4 protein-coding genes are annotated in these 26,429 nt (G+C 76.0%); all 4 read right to left on the minus strand.

Annotation, left to right across the window (positions count from 1 at the left end):
- From ACWEFJ_RS09430 to ACWEFJ_RS09445, 4 genes are read right to left on the minus strand one after another with little or no spacing between them, the layout of a single operon-like run.
- Window positions 1–213, minus strand: coding sequence for an MbtH family protein (locus tag ACWEFJ_RS09430; RefSeq protein WP_378087360.1), 213 nt, complete (start codon window positions 211–213; stop codon window positions 1–3).
- A complete protein-coding gene (locus tag ACWEFJ_RS09435) occupies window positions 210–4,109 on the minus strand; it encodes an amino acid adenylation domain-containing protein (RefSeq protein WP_449713434.1) in 3,900 nt (1,299 codons plus the stop codon). The genes ACWEFJ_RS09430 and ACWEFJ_RS09435 overlap by 4 nt, the downstream gene beginning before the upstream one ends.
- Window positions 4,106–15,247, minus strand: coding sequence for an amino acid adenylation domain-containing protein (locus tag ACWEFJ_RS09440; protein ID WP_449713435.1), 11,142 nt, complete (start codon window positions 15,245–15,247; stop codon window positions 4,106–4,108). The genes ACWEFJ_RS09435 and ACWEFJ_RS09440 overlap by 4 nt, the downstream gene beginning before the upstream one ends.
- Window positions 15,244–26,427: an amino acid adenylation domain-containing protein gene (locus ACWEFJ_RS09445; protein ID WP_449713436.1), complete on the minus strand. Its 11,184-nt coding sequence runs from the start codon at window positions 26,425–26,427 to the stop codon at window positions 15,244–15,246. The genes ACWEFJ_RS09440 and ACWEFJ_RS09445 overlap by 4 nt, the downstream gene beginning before the upstream one ends.
- Between the last annotated feature and the right edge of the window lie 2 nt (window positions 26,428–26,429).

Here is a 26,429-nt window from a genome sequence, read left to right on the forward strand (position 1 = left end):
TCAGGCGCCCATGGCGTCGACGAGGCTCTTGGGGCGCATGTCGGTCCAGTTGGCCTCCACGTGGTCGAGGCACTCCTGGCGGCCCGCCTCGCCGAACACCACGCGCCAGCCGTCGGGCACGGGGATGAAGTGGGGCCACAGCGAGTGCTGGTTCTCGTCGTTGACCAGCACGAAGTAGGTGCCGTTCTCGTCCTCGAACGGGTTGGTGCTCATCGCGGGTCTCCTTCGGTTCGCGGCGTCGCCAGGGCGGCGTCGACCGCCTTGGCGACCTCGTCAAGGACGTCTTGACGAGTCATCTCCTCGTGGGGTGCGGGCACGTCGTGCACGCGGATCGCGCCGGTGACGTGCGGCCGCCACCGGTCCGGGTCGCGGTCCGGGTGGTCGGCGGCGTCGGCGGCGCGGAAGAACAGCAGGTCGCCGGCGAAGCGGCGCGGGGTGTGGGCGGACAGGGCGCGCCCGTTGGCCAGGTAGGTGTCCAGGACGGCGCGGGCGAGGTCGTCGGTGGTCTCGTCGTAGCCGCCCAGCTCGCCGCGCACCACGGCGACGGCGCGGGCGTGGCCCTCGGGGGTGGCGAGGTCGTCCGGGCTCAGGCCGGTGCCGGCGAACGCGTCGGCGAACACCTCTTCGGTGGTCATCGGGGCCGTGCGCGCGCGGGGGTAGGAGTCCAGCACGGCCAGCAGCTCGACCTGCTCGCCCTCGTCCTGGAGCAGGACGGCGGCCTCGTGCGCGAGGTGCCCGCCCATCGACCAGCCGAGCAGCCGGTACGGGCCGTGCGGCGCGACCGAGCGGATGTGGCCGACGAACCGGGCGGCCTGCTGGGTGATCGTGCCCGGGTCGCCGACGGCGAGGTCGGCCTGGAGGCCGTAGAGCGGCACGTCGGGGTCCAGCGCGCCGAGCAGCCCGGTGTAGCACCAGGACAGGCCCGACGCCGGGTGCAGGCAGAACAGCGGCGGCGCGTCACCGCCGGCGCGCAGCGGCAGCAGCGGGCCCAGCGCGTCCACGCCGTCCGCGCGGGGGTCGCCGTCGAGGCGGCGGGCCAGTTCGGCGGGGCTCGGCGACTCGAACAGCGTCCGCACGGTCACGTCGGCCCCGAACCGGGCGCGCACCCGGTCGGCGAGCGTGACCGCGAGCAGCGAGTGGCCGCCGGCCGCGAAGAACCCGCGGTCGGGGTCGAACGCGTCCACCCGCAGCACCTCGGCGAACAGGCGGCACAGCAGGTCCTCGGTGAGGCTGCGCGGCGCGCGTCCGGCGGTCGCGGCGGTCCGGGGCGCGGGCAGGGCGCGGCGGTCGAGCTTGCCGTTGGCGTTGAGCGGCAGCGCGGACAGCGCGGTGAACGTGCCGGGCACGAGGTGCGCGGGCAGCTCGGCGGCGACCTGGTCGCGCAGCGCGTCCGGGTCCGGCTCGGCGCCGGCCCCGGGCACGTAGTACGCGGCGAGCCGCTGGTCGCCGGGCACGTCCTCGCGCACCGCGACGGCCGCGTGCGCCACGCCCGCGCACCGGGCGACGGCGGCCTCCACCTCGCCCAGCTCCACCCGGACGCCGCGCAGCTTCACCTGGTCGTCCGCGCGTCCGAGGTACACCAGCGCGCCGTCGTCGTCCCAGCGCGCCAGGTCGCCGGTGCGGTACAGGCGCGAGCCGGGAGGACCGTACGGGTCGGCGACGAACCGGGTCGCGGTGATGTCGGGCCGGCCGATGTAGCCCCGCGCCAGCTGCACGCCCGCCAGGTACAGCTCGCCGGGCGCGCCGGGCGGCACCGGCGCGAGCCGGGCGTCCAGCACGTACGCGCGGGTGTTCCAGACCGGCCTGCCGATGGGCACGCGCGGGTCGTCCGCGTCGCACTGCCACGACGTGACGTCCACCGACGCCTCGGTGGGGCCGTAGAGGTTGTGCAGCTCGGCGGCGTGCGTGGCCAGGAACCGGTCCCGGGTCGCCGGGAGCAGCGCCTCGCCGCTGCACACCACCCGCCGCAGGGTCGGGCACGCGGACGCGGTCGGCTCGGCCAGGAAGACGTCCAACATGGACGGCACGAAGTGGACGGTCGTCACGCCGTGGTCGTTGATCGTGCGCGCGAGGTACGCGGGGTCGCGGTGGCCGTCCGGCTTGGCGACCACGATCGCGGCGCCGGTGATCAGCGGCCAGAAGAATTCCCAGACCGACACGTCGAACGTGTAGGGCGTCTTGAGCAGCACGCGGTCGTCGGCGTCGAGGCGGTAGCGGTCCTGCATCCACAGCAGCCGGTTCACGATGCCGCGGTGCGGCACGCCGACGCCCTTGGGCGTGCCGGTGGAGCCGGAGGTGTGGATGACGTAGGCCAGGTCGCCCGGCGCGGCCCGGCGCGCGGTCACGTCCGGCGCCGGACCCGCGTCGCGCACGGCCAGGGCCGGCAGGTCGGGGAACGCCGCGGGGTCGTCGGTCACCACGCACACCGGCCGCGCGCCGGCCAGCAGCACCTCGCGGCGGCGGGCCGGGAGGTCGGTGTCCAGCGGCAGGTAGGCCGCGCCGGACTTGAGCACCGCCAGCAGCGCCACGACCAGGTCGGCCGACCGCGGCAGCGACACGGCCACCAGCGCGTCCGGTCCCGCGCCGGCCGCCACGAGGCGGCGGGCCAGGTGGTCGGCGTCGGCGTGCAGCGCGGCGTAGTCCAGGGTCCGGTCGTGGTCGACGACGGCGGTGGCGTGCGGCGAGCCGGCCGCCTGCCGGTCCAGCAGGTCGGTCAGGGTGACGTCCTCGACCGGCGCGGCGGTGTCGTTCCACGTGCGCAGCACGCGCTCGCGGTCGGCGTCGTCCAGCGGCGTGAGGGCGGCCAGGGGCCGGTCGGGGTGCTCGACCAGCCCGGTCAGCACGCGCACCAGCCAGGTGGACAGGCGGCGGGCCGTGGCCGCGTCCACCAGGTCGGGCCGGTGGTCCAGCCGGAACGCGAGGTTCGGGCCGGGCACGCCGATCAGCGTCACGGGGTAGTGCGTGGCGTCGCGAGCCTCGACGTCGATCAGGAACGCGCCGCCGGCCAGCTCGGTGTTGTCGTCGTCGCCCGCCGGGTAGTTCTCGAACACCAGGGTCGTGTCGAACAGCGGTCCGCGCCCGACCCGGCCCTGGAGGTCGGCCAGGCCGACGTGCTGGTGCTCCATCAGGCCGGTCTGCTGCGACTGCAGCGCGTCGAGCAGCTCGGCGGCGGTGTCGTCGGGCGACCAGCCCACCCGCACCGGCAGCGTGTTGATGAACAGGCCGATCATGCGCTCCACGCCGGGCAGCTCCGGCGGGCGGCCGGACACCGTGCCGCCGAACAGCACGTCGGTGCGGCCGGTGTGGGCGCCGAGCACGAGTCCCCACGCGGCCTGCACGACGGTGTTGACCGTCCAGCCGCGGTCGCGGGCCAGGTCGGACAGCCGGCCCGTCAGCTCCTCGCCGAGCTTCACCCGCAGCTGCGCCGGCGGGGCCTGCTCCCCCGGCCGGCCCGGACCACCGACCAGCGTCGGCTCCACCACGCCGTGCAGCACCGCGTCCCACGCCTTGCGCGACACCTCGTGGTCGCGCGCGTCCAGCCAGGTCAGGTAGTCGCGGTACGGCGCGACGGCCGGCATGCCGGTCTCGTCGCCGTGCCGGTCGTACAGCTCGAACAGCTCGTCCAGCAGCACCGGCAGCGACCAGCCGTCGACCACGATGTGGTGCAGGGTGAGGCCGAGCCGGAAGTCCTTGAACGGCATCTTGAACAGCACGCACCGCAGGAGCACGTCCTCGTGCAGCGCGAAGCGGCGCAGCCGGTCGGCGTCGTAGCGGGCGGCGAACCGCGCCTCCGCCTCGGCGACGGTCAGCGCGGAGCAGTCCACCACCTCCCACGGCACCTCGACGTGGTCGAGCACGACCTGCACGGGCTGGTCGAGTCCTTCGTGGACGAACACCGACCGCAGCCCCGCGTGCCGCCGCACGAGCGCCTCCACGGCGTCGCGCAGCGCGTCCACGCCCAGCTCGCCGTAGAGGTCCACGGCCACCTGGACGGTGTAGAAGTCGAGGCCGTCGGTGTCGTGCAGGGCGTGGAACAGCAGGCCCTGCTGCAACGGGGCCAGCGGGAGGATGTCCTCGATGCGGGGTTCGCCCACGAGCCGTCCACTCATGACCGGCCTGCCTTCCTCATCATGGCCTCCAAGCGGTCGATGTTCTTCTGCGACAGGGGGACCAGCGCCACGTCGGAGGGCGTGAGGCCGCCGGCGCGCGGGTCGCGGGCGTGCGCGGCGAGCGCGGCCAGCGCGTCCCGCCACAGGCGCCCGAGCACGGCCACGTCCGGCTCGTCCAGCAGGGCGGCGGGCCAGGACAGCGCGGCGACCAGCCGCGGCCCGTCGGCCCGGTCCTCGGTGAAGGCGTTGACCTCCAGCACGTGCGCGAAGGGCAGGCCGTCGTCGCCGACCGCGCCGCCGGCGTCGCTCAGCGGGGTCCAGTCCCGGCCGGTCGCGCCGACGCTCGTGCGACCGAGGTAGTTGAACCCGATCTGCGGCGCCGGGCAGGCGGCGAGCTTGCCCGCGGTGTCCGGGTTGAGGTGGCGCAGCAGGCCGTAGCCCAGACCGTGGTCGGGCACCGCGCGCAGCCCTTCCTTGACCCGCTTGAGCGCCGCGCCGACCGGTTCGCCCGCCGCGACCACGTCGGCCCACGGCAGCGGCGGCACGTCCACCCGCACCGGGTAGAGGTTGGTGAACCAGCCGACCGTGCGGGACAGGTCCAGGCCGGGCGCGACGGCGTCCTCGTGCCGGCCGTGGCCCTCGCGGTCCACCAGCAGCGCGTCCGGCAGCCGTTCGCCGCGCCGGGTCAGCCACTCGCGGACGGCCAGGCCGAACCCGGTGAGCAGCACGTCGTCCACGCTGACGCGGAACGCGGCGGGCGCGGTCGTCAGCAGCGCCGCGGTCACGTCCGGGTCGATCTCGACCACGGTCGTGCGCGCGGTGGCGAGCGTGTCGCGGCGGGGGTCGAGCGGCCGGGCCGACAGCGCGGGCTGGGCCGTGTCGGCGGTGGCCAGCCAGTGCGGCATCTGCTCGGCCCAGCGCGGCTCGGTCGCGGCCTCGGCGAGGCGGGTGGCCCAGCGCCGCCACGACGTGCGCACCGGCGGCAACTCGGGCGCCACGCCCAGGCGTGCCGCGGTCGCGGCGGAGGCGAGGTCGGGCAGCAGGACCCGCCACGACACGCCGTCCACGACCAGGTGGTGCGCCAGCACGAGCAGCCGGCCCGGCGCGTCCGGCCCGGCGTCGAACCAGACCAGGCGCACCATGACCGCGTCGTCCGGGCGCAGGGCGCGCCGGGCGGCCTCGGTGCGCTCGGCGACCACGGCCGCGAGCGCGTCGTCGGCCAGGCCGGCGACGTCCACGCGTGCCACGTGCTCCTCGGCCCGCACCGCGCCGTGCGGCAGGACCTCCAGCGACCACGCGGCCCCGTCGCGGCGCAGCCGGGCGCGCAGGGCGTCGTGGTGGTCGAGCACGGCCGCCAGCGCGTCCACCAGGTGCCGGGTGGTGAGCCCGGCGGGCGTGGCGACCAGGTGCGACTGGTTGAACCCGTCCACCGGGCCGCCGCCCGCCCGCAGCCACTCCACGATCGGCATCAGCGGCACCGGCCCGACGCCGTCGCGGTCGGCCACGTCGTCGTCGGCCTGCTCGGCGAGCGGGGTGGCGACCTCGGCGAGGCGGCGGACGGACTTCAGCTCGAAGACGTCGCGCGGGGTGAACACCCAGCCGGCCGTGCGGGCGCGGCTGACGAGCTGGATCGACATGATGCTGTCGCCGCCCAGGTCGAAGAACCCGTCGTCCAGGCCGACCCGGTCCACGCCGAGCACGTCGGCGAACACGGCCGCCAGGGCCTCCTCCACGGCCGTGCGCGGCACGGCGGCGACCGGCGCGGCGTCCCGGCGCGGCGCGGGCAGGGCGCGGCGGTCGAGCTTGCCGTTGACCGTCAGCGGCAGCTCGGGCAGCACCACGAACGCCGACGGGACCGAGTAGTCCGGCAGCGCGGCGACGGCGGCGGCCCGCGCGGCGGCCACGTCCACGTCGTCGCCGACGAGGTAGGCGACCAGGCGGCGTTCGCCGGGCCGGTCCTCCCGCAGCACGACGGCCGCGTCCCGCACGCCCGCCCGCCCGGTCAGCGCGGCCTCGACCTCGCCCGGCTCGATGCGGAAGCCGCGCAGCTTCACCTGGCCGTCGGTGCGGCCGACGAACTCCAGCCGGCCGTCCCGGGACCAGCGGGCGAGGTCGCCCGTGCGGTACAGGCGGTCGCCGGGCGCGCCGTGCGGGTCGGGCACGAACCGCTCGGCGGTCAGGCCCGGTCGGTCCAGGTAGCCGCGCGACACCTTGCCGCCCGCCACGTACAGCTCGCCCGTCACGCCCGGCGGCACGGGCCGCAACCTTTCGTCCAGCACGCGCAGCGCGGTGCCCGCCATCGGGCCGCCGATCGGCAGCGGACCCGCGACCACGTCGCCGGGCAGCACCGCGTGGCGCGACGCGAACGTGGTGGTCTCGGTGGGGCCGTAGCCGTTGACCAGCACCAGGTCCGGGCACGCCCGGCGCACGGCCGCCACGGCGTGCTCGGGCACCACGTCACCGCCCGCCCACACCTCGCGCAGGCCGGCCAGCGACTCCGGCGCCTCCTCCGCGACCACCCGGAACAGGCCGGCGGTGAGCCACAGCGCGGTCACGCCGTGCCGGCGGATCGCCGCGGCCAGGCCGGCGATGTCCAGCTCGTCCGGCGAGTCCACGACCGCGGTGCCGCCGTTGAGCAGCGGCACCCACATCTCGTAGGTGCTGGCGTCGAACGCGGAGGACGAGTGCACGAGGACGCGGTGGTGCGCGCCCGTGGTGAAGATCGGGTCGGTGGCCAGCTCCACCACGTTGGCGTGGGTGACCGCCGCGCCCTTCGGCACGCCGGTCGAGCCCGAGGTGTGGATCACGTAGGCGAGCCGGTCGGGGTGCGGCGCCGGCAGGTCGGCGGCCGGCGCGGGCGGCAGCGGGGCGGCGAGGTCCACCACGTGCGCGGGCGCGGCCAGGCCCGCCGGCAGGTCGGCGCGGTCGGTGAGCAGGACCGCGGCCGAGGTGTCGGCGAGGATCAGGTTGTGCCGCTCGGCGGGGTTGCCGTCGTGCAGCGGCACGTACGCGCCCCCGGCGTACAGCACGGCGAGGGTGGCCACGACCCGCTCGGCGGAGCGCCGGGCGAGCACGGCGACCCGGGTCTCGGGCCGCACGCCGACCGCGACCAGGTGGTGGGCGAGCGCCGCGGCGCGGGCGTCCACCTCGGCGTAGGTCAGCTCGCGGTCGCCGTCGACCAGCGCCACGGCCCGCGGCGCCCGCGCCACCTGCGCCCGGAACCGGTCCACGACGGTGTCCCGCTCCCCCGGCGCGGGCCGCCGTCCCCACTCGTCCAGGACCAGGCGGCGCTCGTCGTCGCCGAGCACCGGCAGGGCGCTGACCGGCGTGGCGGCGTCCGCGGCCACGGCCCGCAGCACGCGGGTGAGCCGCGCGCCCAACGCCTCGACCGTGGCGCGGTCGAACAGGTCGGTGGCGAACTGGATCGTGCCCTCCAGACCCGCGGGCCCGCCGTCCCGGTGCGCCTCGCCGAGGTCGAACGACAGGTCGAACTTCGCGGGCCCCTCGCCGAGTTCCACGAGGTCGAGCCGCAGGCCGGGCAGCTCCAGGTCCGCCTCGGGCGCGTTCTGGAGCACCAGCATCACCTGGAACAGCGGGTGCCGCGCCACCGAGCGCTCCGGGTTGAGCGCGTCCACGAGCCGGTCGAACGGCAGGTCCTGGTGCGCGAACGCGGCCAGGTCGGTCTGCCGCACCCGGCCCAGCAGCTCCTCGAACGCCGGGTCGCCGGAGGTGTCCGTGCGCAGCACGAGCGTGTTCACGAAGAACCCGACCAGGTCCTCCAGCGCGGCGTCGGTGCGGCCCGCGACGGCCGTGCCGAGGACCACGTCCTCGCCCGCGCCCATCCGGGTCAGCAACGCCGAGATCGCCGCCTGGAGCACCATGAACAGGCTCGTGCCGGACCGGCGGGCCAGCGCGAGGAGGTCGGCGTGCAGGTCGGCGTCCACGCGCCACGGCACCAGGCCGCCCCGGTGCGAGGCGACGGCGGGCCGCCGCCGGTCGGCGGGCAGCGCGAGCGCGTCGGGGATGCCGTCGAGCTGCTGCCGCCAGTACGCGAGCTGCGCCGCGCCGGCCGAGTCCGGGTCGTCGTCCTCGCCCAGCACGTCGGTCTGCCACAACGCGTAGTCCGCGTACTGCACGGGCAGTTCCGGCAGCTCGGGCGCCTGCCCGGCGAGGCGGGCGCGGTAGGCGTGGCCGAGGTCGCGGGTCAGCGGCGTGAACGACCAGCCGTCGCCCGCGATGTGGTGCAGCACGAGCAGCAGCACGTGCTCGGAGGGCGACAGCTCGAACAGCCAGACCTTCAGCGGCAGCTCGCGGGACAGGTCGAAGGTGCACGCCGCCGCCTCGTCCAGGCGGTCCCGCAGCACGTCGGCCCCGGTGGTGCGGGTGCTGAACGCGCGGGTCAGCATCTCGTCGGCCTCGGCGGCCGGGATCACGAGCTGGCGCGGCGTGCCGTCGGCGTCGGGGAACACCGTGCGCAGCGACTCGTGGCGGGCCAGCACGTCGCCGAGCGCCGCGCGCAGCGCGGTCACGTCCAGGTCGCCGGACAATCGCAGCGCGATCGGGATGTTGTACATCCCGCCCGCGTCCTCCAGCCGGTCGAGGAACCACAGCCGACGCTGGGCGAACGACAGCGGCACCACCTCGGGCCGTTCGGCGCGGGTGACGCCCCGGCGCGCGGCGCCGGCGGCGGTGGCGCGGGCGGCCAGCAGCGCGGGCGTCGGCGCCTCGAACACCGCGCGCAGCGGCAGTTCCACGCCCATCGCCTCGCGCACCTGGCTGACCAGCCGGGTGGCGAGCAGCGAGTGGCCGCCCAGGTCGAAGAACCCGTCGTCCACGCCGACCCGCTCCAGGCCGAGCACGTCCGCGAACACCGCGCACAGCACCTCCTCGGCGGGGGTGCGGGGCGCGGCGTCGCCGACCGCCGCGACGTCCGGCGCGGGCAGGGCCCGGCGGTCGAGCTTGCCGTTGGCGTTCAACGGGAACGCGTCGAGCACGACGAGCGCGGCGGGCACCATGTAGGCGGGCAGGGTCGTCCGCGCCGCGTCGAGCACGGCGGCCGGGTCGACGGCGCGGCCGGTCACCGGCACGACGTAGCCGACCAGGCGCTTGTCCCCCGGCCGGTCCTCGCGGACGACGACGGCGGCGCGGTCCACGTCGGCGTGCCGGGTCAGCGCGGCCTCGACCTCGCCCAGCTCGATCCGGAAGCCGCGCAGCTTCACCTGGTCGTCCGAGCGGCCGAGGTAGTCGAGCTGCCCGTCCGCGCTCCAGCGCACCAGGTCGCCGGTGCGGTAGAGCCGCCCGCCCCGGCCGAACGGGTCGGCGACGAACCGCTCGGCGGTCAGCGCCGCCCGCCCGACGTAGCCGCGGGCCAGGCTCTCGCCCGCCAGGTACAGCTCGCCGGGCGTGCCGGGCGGCACGGGCCGCAGCGCGGCGTCGAGGACGTACGCCCGGGTGTTCCACAGTGGACGACCGGTGGGCGCGGGCCCGTCGAGGGGCTCGGGCGAGGTGGTGCCCCACTGGAGCGTGTAGACGGTGGCCTCGGTCGGGCCGTAGATGTTGTCGATCCGGGCGGTGGGCAGGGCGGCGCGGACGTCGTTGTAGACGCTCGCGGGCAGCCCTTCGCCGGCCAGCACGACGGCGCGGGCGTCCAGCTCGACGCCCGCCGCGAGGACCTGGGCGAAGACCGACGGCACGCCGCTGACGAGCCCGCCCGTCCACCCGCCGCGCTCGACCAGCGTGGTGAGGTTCTCCACGACCTCCACCCGGCCGCCCACGACGAGCGGGGTGAACAGCTCGAAGACGGACACGTCGAAGTTGAGGGAGGTGGCCAGGAGGACCGAGGAGAGTTCTTCGGCGGTGAAGTGGTCGGCGGCCCAGGCGACGAGGTTCGCCATGCCGTGCCGGGTGACGGCCACGCCCTTGGGCCGGCCCGTGGAGCCCGAGGTGTGGATGACGTAGGCGAGCGACCCTCCGTGCACCTCCGGGGTCGGGGGCGTGACGGGCCAGGCGAGGCGTTCGGCGACGGCGGGGTCGTCCAGCAGCACGAGCCGCCCGGCGAGCAGACCGCCCGCCCGGCCGGACCCGGCGGCGGCGCCGTGGTGGGCGGCGGGCTCGGTGGCGAGAGCGGCGGCGGTGCCGATCTCGTGGTCGGCCGGGCTGCCCTCGGCGGCGATCCCGTTGACCGCGAATCCGTTGGCGGCGCTCCCGTTGGCGGCCATCCCGTCGGCCGGGGCCGGGTCCAGGCGGGACAGGGCGGTGGTCAGGCGGTCCGCCGTCGTGCTGTCGGCCAGCACGCACACCGGGCGCGTGTCGTCCAGCACGAACGCCACCCGCTCCGCCGGGTGCCCCGGGTCGAGCGGCACGTACGCGCCGCCCGCCCGCAGCACCGCGAGCAACGCCACCACCGCGTCGGTCGTGCGCGGCAGCGAGACGGCGACCAGGGTCTCCGGCCGCACCCCCCGCTCCACCAGCAGCACCGCGAGCCGGTCGGCCCGCGCGTCCAGCTCCGCGTAGGTCAGCGTCCGGTCCGGGCCGACCACCGCCACCGCGTCCGGCGTGCGGGCCGCCTGCCGCGCGACCAGCTGCTCCACGAACACGCCGGGCACGTCCCGCGCCGTGTCGTTCCACGTGCGCAACACGCGTTCCCGCTCCGCGGGGTCCAGCACGTCCACCTCGCCGAGGCGGACCGCCGGGTCCGCGACCACGGTCTCCAGCAACCGCACCAGGCGGCGCGCGAGGGCGCGGGCGGTCGGCGCGTCGAACAGGTCGAGGGCGTGTTCGAGGTCGCCTTCCACGCCGGCCGGGCGGCCCGCCTGGTCGTGGGTCTCGCGCAGGTCGAGCAGCAGGTCGAACTTCGCCGCGCCGCCGGGCACCTCTTCGAGGTCGATGGCAAGGTCGGGCAGGTCCAGGTCCGCCTCGGGCGTGTTCTGGAGCACGAGCATCACCTGGAACAGCGGGTGCCGCGCCAGCGACCGACGCGGGTTCAGCACCTCCACCAGCCGCTCGAACGGCACGTCCTGGTGCGCCAACGCCGCCAGGTCCGTCTGCCGAACCCGCTCCAGCAACTCCTTGAACGTCGGGTCCCCGGACGTGTCGGTCCGCAGCACCAACGTGTTCACGAAGAACCCGACCAGGTCGTCCAGCACCTCGTCCGAACGCCCGGCCACCGCCGTGCCCAGCGGGACGTCCGTGCCCGCGCCCAACCGGGTCAGCAACGCCGCCACCGCGGCCTGCAACACCATGAACACGGTCGTGCGGGTCTGCCGGGCCAGGGCCACGAGCCTGGCGTGCGTGTCGGCGTCCAGCCGCACCGGCACGCGCCCGCCCCGGTACGACGCCAAGGCCGGGCGCGGCCGGTCCGTCGGCAGCTCCAGCACCTCGGGCAGCCCGGCCAGCCGCGTGCGCCAGTACTCCACCTGGGCGGCGAGTTCGCTGCCCTCCTCCTCGTCGGACCCGAGCACGCGCCGCTGCCACAGCGTGTAGTCCGCGTACTGCAACGGCAACGGCGGCAGGTCCGGGGCCGCGCCGGCCAGGCGGGCGCGGTAGGCGGTGCCGAGGTCGCGCAGCAGCGGCGTCAGGGACCAGCCGTCGCCGGCGATGTGGTGCACCAGGAACAGCACCACGTGCTCGTCCGGCGCGAGTTCGAACAACCACACCCGGAACGGCGGCTCGGCGGCCAGGTCGAACCGGTGCGCCATCGCCTCGGCCAGGGCGGCGGGCAGGTCGTCCTCGTCCAGCTCCACGTGCGCCACCGGCACGGCCACCGCGTCCAGCACGTGCTGGCGCGGTTCGCCGCCCACCTCCGGGAACGTGGTGCGCAACGACTCGTGCCGCGCCGCGACGTCGCCGAACGCGGCGACCAGCGCGTCGCGGTCCAGCCGCCCGGTCAGGCGCAGCGGCAGCGGCACGTTGTACATGCCCGCCGCCTCCTCCAGGCGGTCGAGGAACCACAGCCGCCGCTGGGCGTACGACAGGGGCAGCACGTCCGGGCGGGGCAGCACCTCGACGTCGCGGCGGGTGCCGCGGGCGCGTTCGGCCAGGGCGGCCAGCGCGGCGGGCGTGGGCGCCTCGAACACCGAGCGGATGGACAGCTCCACGTCCAGCACGGACCGGACGCGGCTGACCAGGCGGGTGGCGAGCAGCGAGTGGCCGCCGAGGTCGAAGAAGCTGTCCTCCACGCCGACCGAGGGCAGGTTCAGCACCGTGGCGAACACGCCGACCAGCACTTCCTCGGTGAAGTTGCGCGGCGCGCGGCCGGTGGCGGCGGTGCCGCCGACCACGTCGGGCGCGGGCAGGGCGCGGCGGTCGAGCTTGCCGTTCGTGGTCAACGGCAACGCGTCCAGCCGCACGAACGCCGACGGCACCATGTAGTCGGGCACCGCGGCGGCGACGTGGGCGTGCAGCGCGACCGGGTCGAAGTCGTGGCCCTCGGCGGGCACGACGTAGGCCACGAGCCGCTGGTCGCCGGGCTGGTCCTCGCGCACGACCACGCCGACCGGGCCGGTGGCGGGGTGGCGCGACAGCACGGACTCGATCTCGCCCAGCTCGACCCGGTAGCCGCGGATCTTCACCTGGTCGTCGGCACGTCCGGCGAACAGCAGGTCGCCGTTCTCGCCCCAGCGCGCCAGGTCGCCGGTGCGGTACATGCGCGACCCGGCGGGGCCGTACGGGTTGGCGACGAACCGGCCCGAGGTCAGGCCGGGCCGGGCGACGTAGCCGCGGGCCAGGTTCTCGCCCGCGATGTACAGCTCGCCGACGACGCCGGGCGGCACCGGGCGCAGCGCGTCGTCCAGCACGTACGCCTGCGTGTTCCACAGCGGACGGCCCAGCGACAGCACCTCGGCGGGGATCTCGTCGTCCGGCTCGATCGCCAGCGACGTGCAGCCGACCGTGGTCTCGGTGGGGCCGTACTCGTTGACCACCCGCGCGCCGGGGTGGCGCTTGCGCCACACGTCGAGCTGCGCGCCGGGCAGCGGCTCGCCGCCCAGCACCAGTTCCGCGGTGGGCGAGTAGCCGTCCGGCAGCACGTCCAGCACGGAGAGGTGGCTGGGCGTGCCCTTGAGGAACGCGAAACCGGCCGCGGTGGGGCTCGCCGGGTCGATGCCGTCGTCGGCGAGGTCGCCGAGGTGCACCGCGCCGCCGGAGATCAGCGGCGCGTACAGGCCGGTGACGGTGAGGTCGAACGTGACGGGCGAGTGCAGGAACGCGCCGGACCGCACGGACGGGTAGGCGTCGACGGACCACTGGAGGTAGTTCACCGCCGCGCGGTGCTCGACCAGCGTGCCCTTGGGGCGGCCGGTGGAGCCGGAGGTGTAGATGACGTACGCGGCGTGCTCCAGCCGCAACGGCGAGCGCCGGTCGGCGTCGGTCAGCGGCTCGCCGGACCGGGACGACACGTCGAGGTCGTCCAGGACGAGCCGCGGCACGTCGAGCCCGGCCAGGCGGGGCGCGAGGGCGGCGTCGGTGAGCAGCGCCGCGGGCCGGGTCTCGCCGAGCATGTCGGCGAGCCGTTCGGCAGGCTGGTCCGGGTCGAGCGGCAGGTAGCCCGCGCCGGTCTTGAGCACCGCGAGCAGCGTCGTGACCAGGCGCGTGCCGCGCGGGAGCGCCACCGCGACCAGGCTCTCCGGTCCCGCGCCGTGCTCGACCAGCAGGCGGGCCAGGCGGTTGGCGTCGGCGTGCAGCTCCGCGTAGGTGCGGTGGTCCGCGCCGTGCACCACGGCGGTCGCGTCGGGGGTAGCGGCGGCCTGGCGGTCGAGCAGGGCGGTCAGGTGCACCGGTTCCACCGGGTGGTCGGTGGCGTTCCAGTCGACCAGGATGCGGTCGCGCTCGTCGGCGTCGAGCAGGTCGACCGCGTTGACCGGCCGGTCCGGGTCGGCCGCGATGGCCCGCAGCACGGTCCGCAGCCACTCCCCCATCCGCGCCACGGTGGCGCGGGTGAGCACGTCGGGCCGGTAGTCGAGGCGGAACGCCAGCCGCTCGCCGGGCAGGCCGACAAGGCTGATCGGGTAGTGCGTGGCGTCGCGGGCCTGGAAGTCGGTGATCCGCACGCCGTTGCCCAGCACGGGCGCGGTGTCGATGTCGACGGGGTAGTTCTCGAACACCATCGTGGTGTCGAACAGCTCGCCGTGGCCGGTGCGGCGCTGCACGTCGGCGAGGCCGACGTGCTGGTGCGCGATGAGCCCGGCCTGGCGGTCCTGCACGGCGGCCAGCAGGTCGCCCAGCGACTGCCCGGCGTGCCACGTGACGCGCACCGGCAGCGTGTTGATGAACAGGCCCAGCATGGTCTCCACGCCGGGCAGCTCGGCGGGCCGGCCGGACACCGTGCCGCCGAACACCACGTCGCGGCGGCCGAGGTAGCGGCCGAGCACCACGCCCCACGCGCCCTGGGCGAGGGTGTTCATGGTCCAGCCGCGGGCGCGAGAGGTGCGGGTGAGGGCGTCGGTCAGCTCGTCGTCCAGCTCGACCAGCACCCCGTCCGGCACGACGGAGGCGTTGTCGGCGGCGGCCCCGACGAGCGTCGGCCCGTCCAGGCCGGCGAGCACCTCGTCGTAGGCGGCCAGCGCGCCCTCGGTGTCCTGGCGGTTGAGCCAGCCCAGGTAGTCGCGGTAGGGGGTGACGCGGGGCATCGCCGAGTCGTCGCCCGCGTGCTCGTAGAGGGTGAACAGCTCGTCCAGGAACACCGGCGTGGACCAGCCGTCCATCAGGATGTGGTGCATGGTCAGCAGCAGCCGGTGCACCCGGCCGGGCAGCACGACCAGCACGAACCGCAGCAGCGGCGCGCGGGCCATGTCGAACCGGCGGGCGCGTTCCTCGTCCACCAGCGCCGCGTACTCGGCCTCGGGGTCGGCGCTGCCGGTCAGGTCGACGTCCCGCCACGGCGCGCGCACCTCGCGGCGCACCACCTGCACCGGGCGGTCGAGGCCCTTGTGCCGGAAGCCGACGCGCAGGTTGGCGTGGCGGCGCAGCAGCGCGTCGGCGGCGGCGCGCAGCGCGACCACGTCCACCGGGCCGGTCAGCTCGGTGGCCATCTGGACGGTGTAGACGTCCAGGCCGTCGCGGTCGTACAGGGCGTGGAAGAGGAACCCCTCCTGCAACGACGACAGCGGCAGGACGTCCTCGACTGCGGACTTCTTGCTCATCGGTCCAGGTCCTCGCTCTCGTCGAACTCGTCGTCTTCCAGCAGGTCCAGCTCGTCCTGGCTGAGCGGGACCAGGTCCACGTCGGACGGGGTGAGCCCGCCGGACGCGGTGGTCCGGACGTGCTCGACCAGCCCGCGCAGCGCCTCGCGCCACGCCGTGCCGAGGTCGGCCGCCTCGGCGTCGGCGAGCAGGTCCGCGGGCCACGCGAGGGTGGCGGCCAGGCGCGGGCCGTCGGCGGTGTCCTCGGTGACCGCCGTGATCTCCACGGCGTGCACGAACGGCAGGTCGTCGTGCCCGACGGGCGCGGTGAATCCGGGCGCGGGCAGCCACAGCCGGTCGCCGCCGGGTGCGGCGGTGTCGACGCGGCCGAGGTAGTTGAACGCGATCTGCGGCGCGCCCAGGCCCGCGAGCTTGCCCGCGGTGTCGGCGTTGAGGTGGCGCAGCAGGCCGTAGCCGACGCCCTTCTCCGGCAGCTCGCGCAGCTGCTCCTTGACCCGCTTGAGGGCGGCGCCCGCGGCCGGTCCGCCGGCCAGCAGCTCGGGCCAGCCGACGCGACCGGGGTCCAGCCGCACCGGGTGCACGCTGGTGAACCAGCCCACCGTGCGGGACAGCTCGACGTCCGGCACCACGTCCTCGCGGCCGTGGCCCTCGACCTGGAGCAGCACGGAGGTCTCCGCGCCGCGCCCGCGCCGTTCCCGCCACCGGGCGACGGCCAGGGCCAGCGCGGTCAGCAGCACGTCGTCCACGCCCGCGTGGAACGCCGCCGGCACCTCGGTGAGCAGCGGCGTCGTCTCCTCCGGGGTGAGGACCACCTCGGCGGTGCGGGCGACGCCGACCGTGTCCCGGGCCGGGTCGAGCGGACGCGCGCCCAGCAGCGGGTCCGGTCCGTCGAGCACGGCGGTCCAGTACGGCAGCTGGTCGGCGCGGGTCGGGTCGTGCGCGGCGTCGTGCAGCAGATGCGACCAGCGCCGCCACGACGTCCACACCGGTTCCAGCTCCGGCTCGCGGCCGGCCGCCAGGGCGTGCCACGCCTGGGCCAGGTCGGGCAGCAGGATGCGCCACGACACGCCGTCCACGGCCAGGTGGTGCACGACCAGGAGCAGGTCGCCGGGGTGCGCGGGACCCGCGTCGAACCACACCGCCTGCACGAGCAGGCCGCGGGCCGGGTCGAGGCGTCGCCACGCGGTGTCGGCCTCGGCCCGGACGACCGCGGCGCGCTCGGCCTCGGCCAGCCCCGTCACGTCGACGCGGCGGGTGAGGTCGGCGGCGCGGACGGACCCGCGTTCGGCGATCTCGTAGACCCACTCCCCCTCGTCGTCGCGGGCCAGGCGCGAGCGCAGCGCGTCGTGGTGGTCCAGCAGCGCGTCCAGCGCGCCCAGCAGCCGGTCCCGGCCGAGTTCGGCCGGCACGGCGACGAGCTGCGCCTGGTTGAACCCGTCGAGCGTGCCGCCGCTGTCGAGGAACCAGCGCACGACCGGCGTGAGCACGGCGGGGCCGCTGCCGGTGGCGTCGGGCACGAGCCGCGCGTCGGCGGGTTCGACCGCCACCAGGGCCAGCTCGGCGACGGTCTTGCGCTCGAACACGTCGCGCGGGGTGAACACCAGGCCGGCCCGGCGGGCGCGGCTGACGAGCTGGATCGAGCCAATACTGTCGCCGCCGAGGTCGAAGAAGCTGTCCTCCACGCCCACGTCGGGCAGGCCGAGCACGTCCGCGAACACGCCGCACAGCACCGCCTCGCGGGCCGTGCGGGCGCCGCCGGCGTGCGGGGTCGGGTCGGGCGCGGCGGGCGCGGGCAGCCCGGCGTGGTCGAGCTTGCCGTTGCGGCTCAGCGGCAGCTCGTCCAGCACCACCACCGCGGACGGCACCATGTAGTCGGGCAGCTCGGCGCGCAGCGCGGACCGCAGGGCCGCGGTGTCCAGCTCCGCGCCCGCCGCCGCGGTGACGTAGGCGACCAGGCGCGGCGTGCCGGCGTGGTCGGCGCGCAGCAGCACGGTGCAGGCGTCCACGCCGTCGTGGCGGCGCAACGCGGCCTCCACCTCGCCGGGCTCGACCCGGAAGCCGCGCACCTTGACCTGGCTGTCGACCCGGCCCAGGAACTCCACGTGCCCGTCGGGCAGGCGGCGGGCAAGGTCGCCGGTGCGGTACATGCGCTCGCCGGGCGCGCCGTACGGGTCCGGGACGAACCGGTGCGCGGTGAGCGCGGGCCGGTCGAGGTAACCGCGCGCGACGTTCGGGCCGGCCAGGTACAGCTCGCCCGGCACGCCGACGGGCGCCGGCCGCAGCCAGGCGTCGAGCACGTGGGCCCGGCTGTTGAGCACCGGCGTGCCGATGACCGGCGCCGGGTGGTCGGCCAGGTCGGCGATCATCGAGTCCACGGTGGACTCGGTGGGGCCGTAGAAGTTGAACGCCACCAGGCCGGGCGTGCCGCGCAGCCGCTCCCACAGGTGCGCGGGCACCGCCTCGCCGCCGAGCAGGACGACGGCCGGGAAGCGCTCGTCGCCGTCCAGCAGGCCGTGCGCGACCAGGTGGTCCACGTAGGACGGCGTCGTCTCGACGACGTCGATCCGCTCCCGGCGCAGGTGCGCGACGAGGGCGTCCGGGTCGCGGCGGGCGTCGTCGCCGATGACGTGCAGCTCGTGGCCGGCGAGCATCCACAGCACCGGGTCCCAGGACGCGTCGAACGCCACGGGCGCGGTCAGCGCGGCGCGCAGCCGGTCCTGGCCGAGGCGTCGGGCGACGACCGAGAACACGTGCTCCTGGTGGTGGCGCAGCAGGTTCGCCAGCGAGCCGTGCTCGACCACCACGCCCTTGGGCTGCCCGGTCGAGCCGGAGGTGTAGATGACGTAGGCCGCGTCCCGGGCGGTCAGGGGCCGGGTGCGGTCAGCGTCGACGGGCGCGGTGTCCGGGGCGTCGGGGTCGGTGTGGTCGGCGACCGAGTCCCGGATCACCAGGGCCGGGCGGGCGTCGGCGAGGATGGCGCGCAGGCGTTCCGCCGGGTGGTCGGGGTCCAGCGGCAGGTACACCGCGCCCGCCTTGAGCACGGCCAGCAGCGCCACGACCGTGTCGACCGAGCGGGGCAGCTCCACGGCCACCACGTCGCCGACCGCCGTGCCGCGGCGCAGCAGGGAGTGCGCGAGCCGGTTGGCGCGCCGCTCCACCTCGGCCGCGGTGAGCCGCACGTCGCCCGCCACCAGGACGCGCTGGTCGCAGCGGATCGCGGCGAACCGCTCGAACTCGGCGAGCACGGTCGGGTCCGGCACCGGGCCGACGGGTCCGACCGCGCCGCGGGCCAGGTGCTCGGCCTCGCCGGGGGCGAGCAGGTCCAGCTCGCCGACCCGCCGGGACGGCTCGGCCGTGGCCTGGTCGAGGACGCGGGCGAACCAGCCGGCCACGCGGTGCGCGGTGTCGGCGTCGAACAGGTCCCGGCTGTACTCCAGCTCGCCGTGCAGGCCCGCCGGCGCGCCGTCGGCGTCGTGCCGCTCGGCCAGGGTGAACGACAGGTCGAACTTGGCCGGGCCGGCGGGCAGGTCCACCACCTCGGGCGTCACGCCGGGCAGGTCCAGGTCCGGGTCGGCGTTGTTCTGCAGCGCCAGCAGCACCTGGAACAGCGGGTGCCGGGCCAGCGACCGCTGCGGCGCCAGCTCCTCCACCAGCCGGTCGAACGGCACGTCCTGGTTGGCGAACGCGGCCAGGTCCACGTCGCGGACCCGGTCGAGCAGGTCGGCGAACGCGGGCTCGCCGGACGTGTCCACCCGCAGCACGAGCGTGTTGACGAAGAACCCGACCAGGTCGTCCAGCGCCTCGTCCCGCCGGCCCGCCACGGGCGTGCCGACCGGGATGTCCGACCCCGCGCCGAGCCGCGTCAGCAGCGCGGCGAGCGCGGCGTGCAGCACCATGAACGGGCTCGCGCCGTGCTCGGCGGCCAGCCGCGCCACGCGGGCGTGCACGTCGGCGTCCAGGCTCAGCGGCACGGAGCCGCCCGCGTTCTCCGGCCGGCTCGGGCGCGGCCGGTCGGTCGGCAGGTCCAGCGCGTCGGGCAGGTCGGCCAGGCGCGCGCGCCAGTAGCCGAGCTGGGCCCGCAACGCGCTGCGCTCGTCGTCGTCCGAGCCGAGCACGTCGTGCTGCCACACCGTGTAGTCCGCGTACTGCACGGGCAGCGGCGTGAACTCCGGTGCGACGCCCGCGTGCCGGGCGCGGTAGGCCACGCCGAGGTCGCGCAGCAGCGGCGCGAGCGACCAGCCGTCGGCGGCGACGTGGTGCAGCAGCAGGAGCAGCACGTGGTGGTCGTCGGCGAGCCGGTACAGGCGGACGGCCACGGGCAGGTCGTCGGCGAGGGCGAACTTGTGCCGCACCGCCTCGGCTAGCTCGGCGGTCAGCGCGTCCCCGGTCGTGTCGACCCGCCGGGTGGCGGCGCTGAGCAGGGCCGCGGCCGCGGCCGGGTCCAGCACCGCCTGTCGCGGCGCGCCGTCGACCTCGGGGAACACGGTCCGCAGCACCTCGTGCCGGCCGACCACGTCGGCCACAGCGGCGAGCAGCGCCGCGTCGTCCAGCGCGCCGGTGAGCCGCACCGCCACCGGCACCGAGTACATGCCGCCGGCCTCGTCGAGCCGGTCCAGGAACCACAGGCGTTGCTGGGCGGCGGACAGCGGCACCACGTCGGGTCGGGGGCGCGCGGTCACCCGGGCGCGGGCGGGCGCTGCGTCGCGCAGGGCGCGGGCCAGCCCGGCGGGGGTCGGGTGCTCGAACACCGCGCGGATGGGCGCCTCCACGCCCAGCACCGCGCGCACCCGGCTGATCAGCCGCATCGCGAGCAGCGAGTGGCCGCCGAGGTCGAAGAAGCCGTCGTCCACGCCGACCTCGCCGACCCCGAGCACGTCGGCGAACAGGCCGCACAGCACCTGCTCCGCGCCGTGCGCCGCACGGGCCGCGGACGTGACGGGGGTGGCGGGCGCGGGCAGGGCGTGCCGGTCGACCTTGCCGTTGCCGTTGAGCGGCAACGCGTCCAGCTCCACCACCACCGACGGCACCATGTACGCGGGCAGCGCCTCGCCGACGTGGGCGCGCAACGCCGCCGGGTCCGCGGTCGCGCCCTCGGCGGGCACGACGTAGGCCACGAGGCGGCGTTCGCCGCGGTGGTCGGCGCGGACGGCGACCACCGCGTGCGCGACGTCGGGGCGCCGGGCCAGCACGGCCTCGATCTCGCCGGGCTCGATCCGGAACCCGCGCAGCTTCACCTGGTCGTCGGCCCGGCCGTGGAACGCGAGCCGGCCGTCCGGGCGGCGGCGGACCAGGTCGCCGGTGCGGTACATGCGGTCGCCGGGAGGCCCGTACGGGTTCGCCACGAACCGCTCCGCGGTGAGCCCGGGGCGACCGAGGTAGCCGCGGGCCAGGCCGGCGCCCGCCACGTACAGCTCGCCGACCGCGCCGGGCGGGGTGAGGTTCAGGTCGGCGTCGAGCACGTGCACGCGGGTGTTGTCCATCGGCAGGCCGATGGGCATGACCTCCGGGTCGGGTTCGCCGGGCCGGAGGGGGTGGCGGGTGGCGAACGTCGTGGTCTCGGTCGGGCCGTAGCCGTCCACCACGGTCAGGTCCGGGCAGTGCGCGCGGACCCGCGCCACTGCGGCGGCCGGCACCACGTCACCGCCGGTCCACACCTCCCGCACGCCCGCCAGGCAGGCCGGCGCCTCCTCGGCGACCAGCCGGAACAACCCGGCCGTGAGCCACAGCGCGGTGACGCGGTGGTCCGCGACGACCCGGCCGAGGGTGGCGATGTCCAGCACGCCGGCCGGGGCGACGACGACCGTGCCGCCGGACAGCAGCGGCGCCCACAGCTCGTAGGTGGCCGCGTCGAAGGCGTGCGAGGAGTGCAGCAGCACGCGGGCGTGCGCGGGCGTGGTGAACAGCCGGTCGGTGGCCAGCTCCACGACGTTGGCGTGGGTCACCGCGACGCCCTTGGGCACGCCCGTGGAGCCGGAGGTGTGCATGACGTAGGCGAGCTGGTCGGGGTGCGCCCGCCGGTGCAGCGGGCCCGCGGCGGGCGGCCGCTCGTCGGTGCGCACCACGTGCACCGGCGCGGTCAGGCCCTCGGGCAGCTCCGCGCGGTCGGTGACCAGGACGGGCGCGCCGAGGTCGGCGAGCACGAAGTCCAGGCGCTCCACCGGGTACGACTCGTGCAGCGGCACGTAGTAGCCGCCCGCCTTGAGCACCGCGAGGATCAGCACGACCAGGTCGGGCGACCGGTCCAGCAGCAGCGCGACGGGCGTCTCGGTGGTGACGCCCGCGGCGGCGAGGCGGTGCGCCCACCGGTTCGCCTCGGCGTCGAGCCGGCCGTAGGTGAGCGTGCCGCCGTCGAACGCCACGGCGGGCGCGTCGGGCGTGGCGGCGGCCTGGGCCTCGAAGCGGGCGGCCAGGGACGTGCCGCCGACGCGGCGGGCGGTGTCGTTCCAGGTGACCAGCTCGGCGTGCCGCTCCTCGGGGGTGAGCAGGTCGAGGCGGGCGACCGGCGTGCCGGGGTCGGCCGCGACGGCGGCGAGCAGCGTGCCCAGGCGGGTGACCAGGTGGCGCGCGGTGGCCTCGTCGAACAGGTCGAGGGCGTACTCCAGCGCGCCGGCCACGCCGGTCACCGCGCCGCCGTCGTCCCGGGTCTCGTACAGGTCGAACCACAGGTCGAACTTGGCGACGGCGGTGCGCAGGTCCGCCACGGCGACGTCGAGGCCGGGCAGCGCCACGTCCGGGTCGGGCGTGTTCTGGAGCACGAGCATGACCTGGAACAGCGGGTGCCGCGCCAACGAACGGCGCGGGTTCAGCTCCTCCACCAGGCGCTCGAACGGCACGTCCTGGTGCGCCAGCGCGGCCAGGTCCGTCTGCCGCACCCGCTCCAGCAGCTCCTTGAACGTCGGATCCCCGGACGTGTCGGTCCGCAGCACCAACGTGTTCACGAAGAACCCGACCAGGTCGTCCAGCACCTCGTCCGAACGCCCGGCCACCGCCGTGCCCAGCGGGACGTCCGTACCCGCGCCCAACCGCGTCAGCAGCGCGGCGACGGCGGCGTGCAGGACCATGAACACGCTGGTGCGGGTCTCGCGGGCGAGGTCGGCCAGCCGCGCGTACAGCTCGCCGTCCACGGTCAGCGGCACGCGTGCGCCCCGGTGCGACGGCACGGCGGGTCGCGGCCGGTCCGCGGGCAGCTCCAGCACCTCGGGCAGCCCGGCGAGCCGGTCGCGCCAGAACCGGACCTGGCGGGCGAGCGCGCCGTCCGGGTCGTCCTCGTCGCCGAGCGCGTCGCGCTGCCACAGCGCGAAGTCCGCGTACTGCAGCGGCAGCGGCGCGAACTCCGGCGCGACGCCCGCGTGCCGCGCCCGGTAGGCGGCCCCCAGGTCGCGCAGCAGGGGCGCGAGCGACCAACCGTCGGCGGCGATGTGGTGCACGACCAGCAGCAGCACGTGCTCGTCCGGCGCGGTCTCGAACAGCCACAACCGCCACGGCAGGCCGTGGGTCAGGTCGAACCGGTGGCCGGTGGCGGCGGTCAGCTCCTCCGCCGGGTCGGCGACGGCCGCGGTCTCCACCTGGTCGGGCAGCAGGCGCAGCGCCTCGGCGGGGTCCAGGACGAGCTGGGACGGTTCGCCGTCGACCTCGGGGTAGCGGGTGCGCAGCGGCTCGTGGCGGGTCACCACGTCGCCGAGCGCGGCCAGCAGCGCGGCGCGGTCGAGCGGTCCGGTCAGGCGCAGCGGCAGCGGCACGTTGTAGGTGCCGCCGGTCTCGTCCAGGCCGTGCAGGAACCACAGCCGGCGCTGGGCGGACGACAGGGGCACGACGTCGGGGCGCGGGCGGGCGGTGGGCCGGGAGCGCGCGGCGTCCGCGCCGGCCACGACGAGCGCGAGCCCGGCGGGCGTGGGGTGGTCGAACACCGACCGCAGCGACAGCTCCACGCCGAGCGCGGCCCGCACCTTGCTGATCAGGCGGGTGGCGAGCAGGGAGTGCCCGCCGAGGTCGAAGAAGCCCTCGTCCACGCCGACCCGCTCGACGCCGAGCACGTCGGCGAACACGGCGACGAGCAGCTCCTCCAGCGGGTTGCGCGGCGCGCGTCCGGCCGCGCCCGCCTCGGGTGCGGGCAGGGCGTGCCGGTCGAGCTTCCCGTTGGGCGTCAACGGCAGCGCGTCGAGGGCCACGAACGCCGACGGCACCATGTAGCCCGGCAACCGGGACTCGGCCGACGCCCGCAGCGCGGCCAGGTCCACGTCGGCGGGCGTCACGTACGCGACGAGCCGCTTGTCGCCGGGCCGGTCCTCGCGGACGACGACGGCGAGCGCGCCGACACCGCCGTGCCCCGCGAGGGCGGCTTCGACCTCGCCCAGCTCGATGCGGTGGCCGCGGACCTTCACCTGGTGGTCGCGGCGCTCCAGGAACACCAGCGAGCCGTCCGCGCGGCGCACCACGTAGTCGCCGGTGCGGTACATGCGGCGGCCCGGACGCGGCGCGAACGGGTCGGCGACGAACACGACGGCCGTGCGGCGCGGGTCGTCGAGGTAGCCGCGGCCGACGCCCTCGCCGCCCACGTACAGCTCGCCGGGCGTGCCGACGGGCACCGGCCGCAGCCGGTCGTCCAGCACGTACAGGCGGGTGTTGCGCAGCGCGCTGCCGATCGGCACGCCGTCGGCCACGTCCTCGGGCGCGGTGATGAACGCGTGGGTCACGTCGTCGGCGCACTCGGTGGGGCCGTAGGCGTTCATCAGCGGGATGCCGGGGAACGCGGCCAGCCACCGCTCGCACAGGTCGGCGGGCAGCGCCTCCCCCGTGGCGACGAGCAGCCGCAGCGAGCGCAGCGCCGGGCGGCCGCCGTCGGCGTCCCACAGGTCCAGCGCGGCGCGCAGCAGCGACGGCACGACCTCCAGCACGGCCACGCGCTCGGCGTCGGTCCGGTCGAACAGGCCGCGCGGGTCGGCGGCCAGCTCGCGGGTGACCACGCGCGCCGTGCCGCCCGCCACCAGCGGGGCGAGCATCTGCCAGATGGAGATGTCGAACGTCAGCGGCGCGTTCTGCACCACCGTGTCCTCTTCGGACAGGACGCAGTCCTCCACCTTGGCCAGCAGGTGGTTGACCATGCCCCGGTGGGTGACCATGGCCCCCTTGGGCTTGCCGGTGGACCCGGACGTGAACAGCACGTACGCCAGGTCGTCCCCCGCGCCCACCGGCTCGGGCAGCTCGTCGGCCACCTCGTCGCCGACCAGGAGCAGGCCCACGCTCCCGGCCGGCCCGTGCCGCTCGTCGCCCGCCGGCACGGCCGCGCCTCCGGCGGACTCGCGCACGTCGCCACCCACCGCAGGCAAGGCGGTGGCTCCGCTCGGCTCGTCGCCCACCGGCACGGCCGCGCCTCCGGCGGATTCACGCACGTCGCCGCCCACCACCGGCAAGGCGGTGGCTGCGGCCGGCTCGTCGCCCACCGCACCGCCCACCGGCAGGTCCACGCCCCCGGCCAGCGCCGTCGCGAAGGGCGCGACGGCGGGCGAGGCGAGCACCAACCGCGCGCCGCTGTCGGCCAGCAGCGCGCGACCGCGGGCGATCGGCGCGTCGGAGTCCACCGGCACGTAGGCCGCGCCCGCGCCGAACACCGCCAGCACGGACACCACGAAGTCGCGGCCGGGCGCGGTGGGCAGCGCCACCAGGTCCCCGCGGCCGACACCGGCGTCCCACAGCCGGCGGGTCAACGCGCCCGCGCGCCCGGCCAGCTCGGCGTAGGTGGTCGGTCCGTCGTCGTCCACCACGGCCACCGCGTCCGGCGTGAGGCGGGCGTGCTCCCGCACCCGGCGCACCACGCCGTCGGCGTCGTCCAGCGGCGCGTCGGTGCGGTTCCACCCGACCAGCGCCTGCTCCCGTTCGGCGGCGTCGAGCAGGTCGAACGACGCCAGCGGGGCCTCCGGGTCGGCCAGCAGCCGGTCCAGCAGCCGCAGCAGCCGGTCCAGGTGCCCGGCCACCTCGGGCTCGGTGTAGAGGAACTCGTTGCCGTCCAGGTCGATCCGCACGGGCTTGCCGTCGGACCGGTCGTAGGCGGTGATCTCCACGTCGTCGATCACGCCGTTGGACAGGTTGTGCGCGGTGACGCGGTGCCCGCCGAAGGTGACGTTGTAGTCGAACGGCATGATGTTGACCACGACGTTGGCGAGCTGGCCCGCGCCGCGCACCAGGCCGAGGTCGCGCAGCACGTCCTCCTGCCGGTACCGCTGGTGCTTGAGCGTGGCGCGGGCTTCCGCGGTGGTGCGGCGCAGCACGTCGAGGAACGTGGCGGCCGGGTCGAGGTCCACGAACAGCGCGAGGATGTTGCTGACCATGCCGGGCGTCTCGCGCAGCAGCTTGCTCTTGCGCGCCATCACCGGGAAGCCGACGGGCGTGGTGCGGGCCCCGGTGACCAGGTGCAGGTAGACGGCGGTGGCGGCGGTGAGCGCCATCGGCCAGGTGGAGGCGTTGGCCCGGGTCAGCTCCTTCATCCGGTCCATCAGCGCCGGGTCGACGTGCGCGGTGGCGCGGGCGGGCCGGGCGCTGGCGGGCGCGACGCCGGAGGTGAGGCCGACGGGCGCGGGCCGGTCGGCCAGGCGGGTCCGCCAGTGCTCCCGGTCGCGCCGGTAGGCGTCGGACGCGCGGTAGGCGGCGTCGTCGTCGAGGTACTGCTGGAGGGTGGCGAACGGGGTGGGCGGCGGCTCCTCGCCCGCGACGAGCGCCGAGTACACCGCGGCCAGGCGGTCGGTGAAGATGCGCCCGCTCACCCCGTCCGCGATGACGTGGTGGTTGCGCTGGTAGTACAGGTACCGGTCCTCGTCGACCTTGAACAACGCGTCGACCGACAGCGGTCCCCGCTCCAGGTCCATCGGCCGGTACAGGTCGTCGTCCATCCACGCGACCGCGTCACCGACGGGGTCGGCGCGGTCGGTGTGGTCGAAGAAGTGCAGGTGCGGGTCGGGGGCGAGGAACTGCCACACGCCGTCGGCGTCCTCGGTGAACCGCACCTGGACGGTCTCGGCCTCCAGCACGGTCCGGCGCAGCGCCTCCTCGAACGCCGCCACGTCCACCGCGCCGTGGATCTCCAGGTACTCCGACATGACGAACACGTTGTCGGGGTTCAACCGCTGGCCGTACCAGATCCCGAGCTGCCCCGGGGAGAGCGGCCACCGCCGCCTGTCCTCGCTCATGT

The organism is Actinosynnema sp. NPDC004786, from assembly GCF_053601135.1.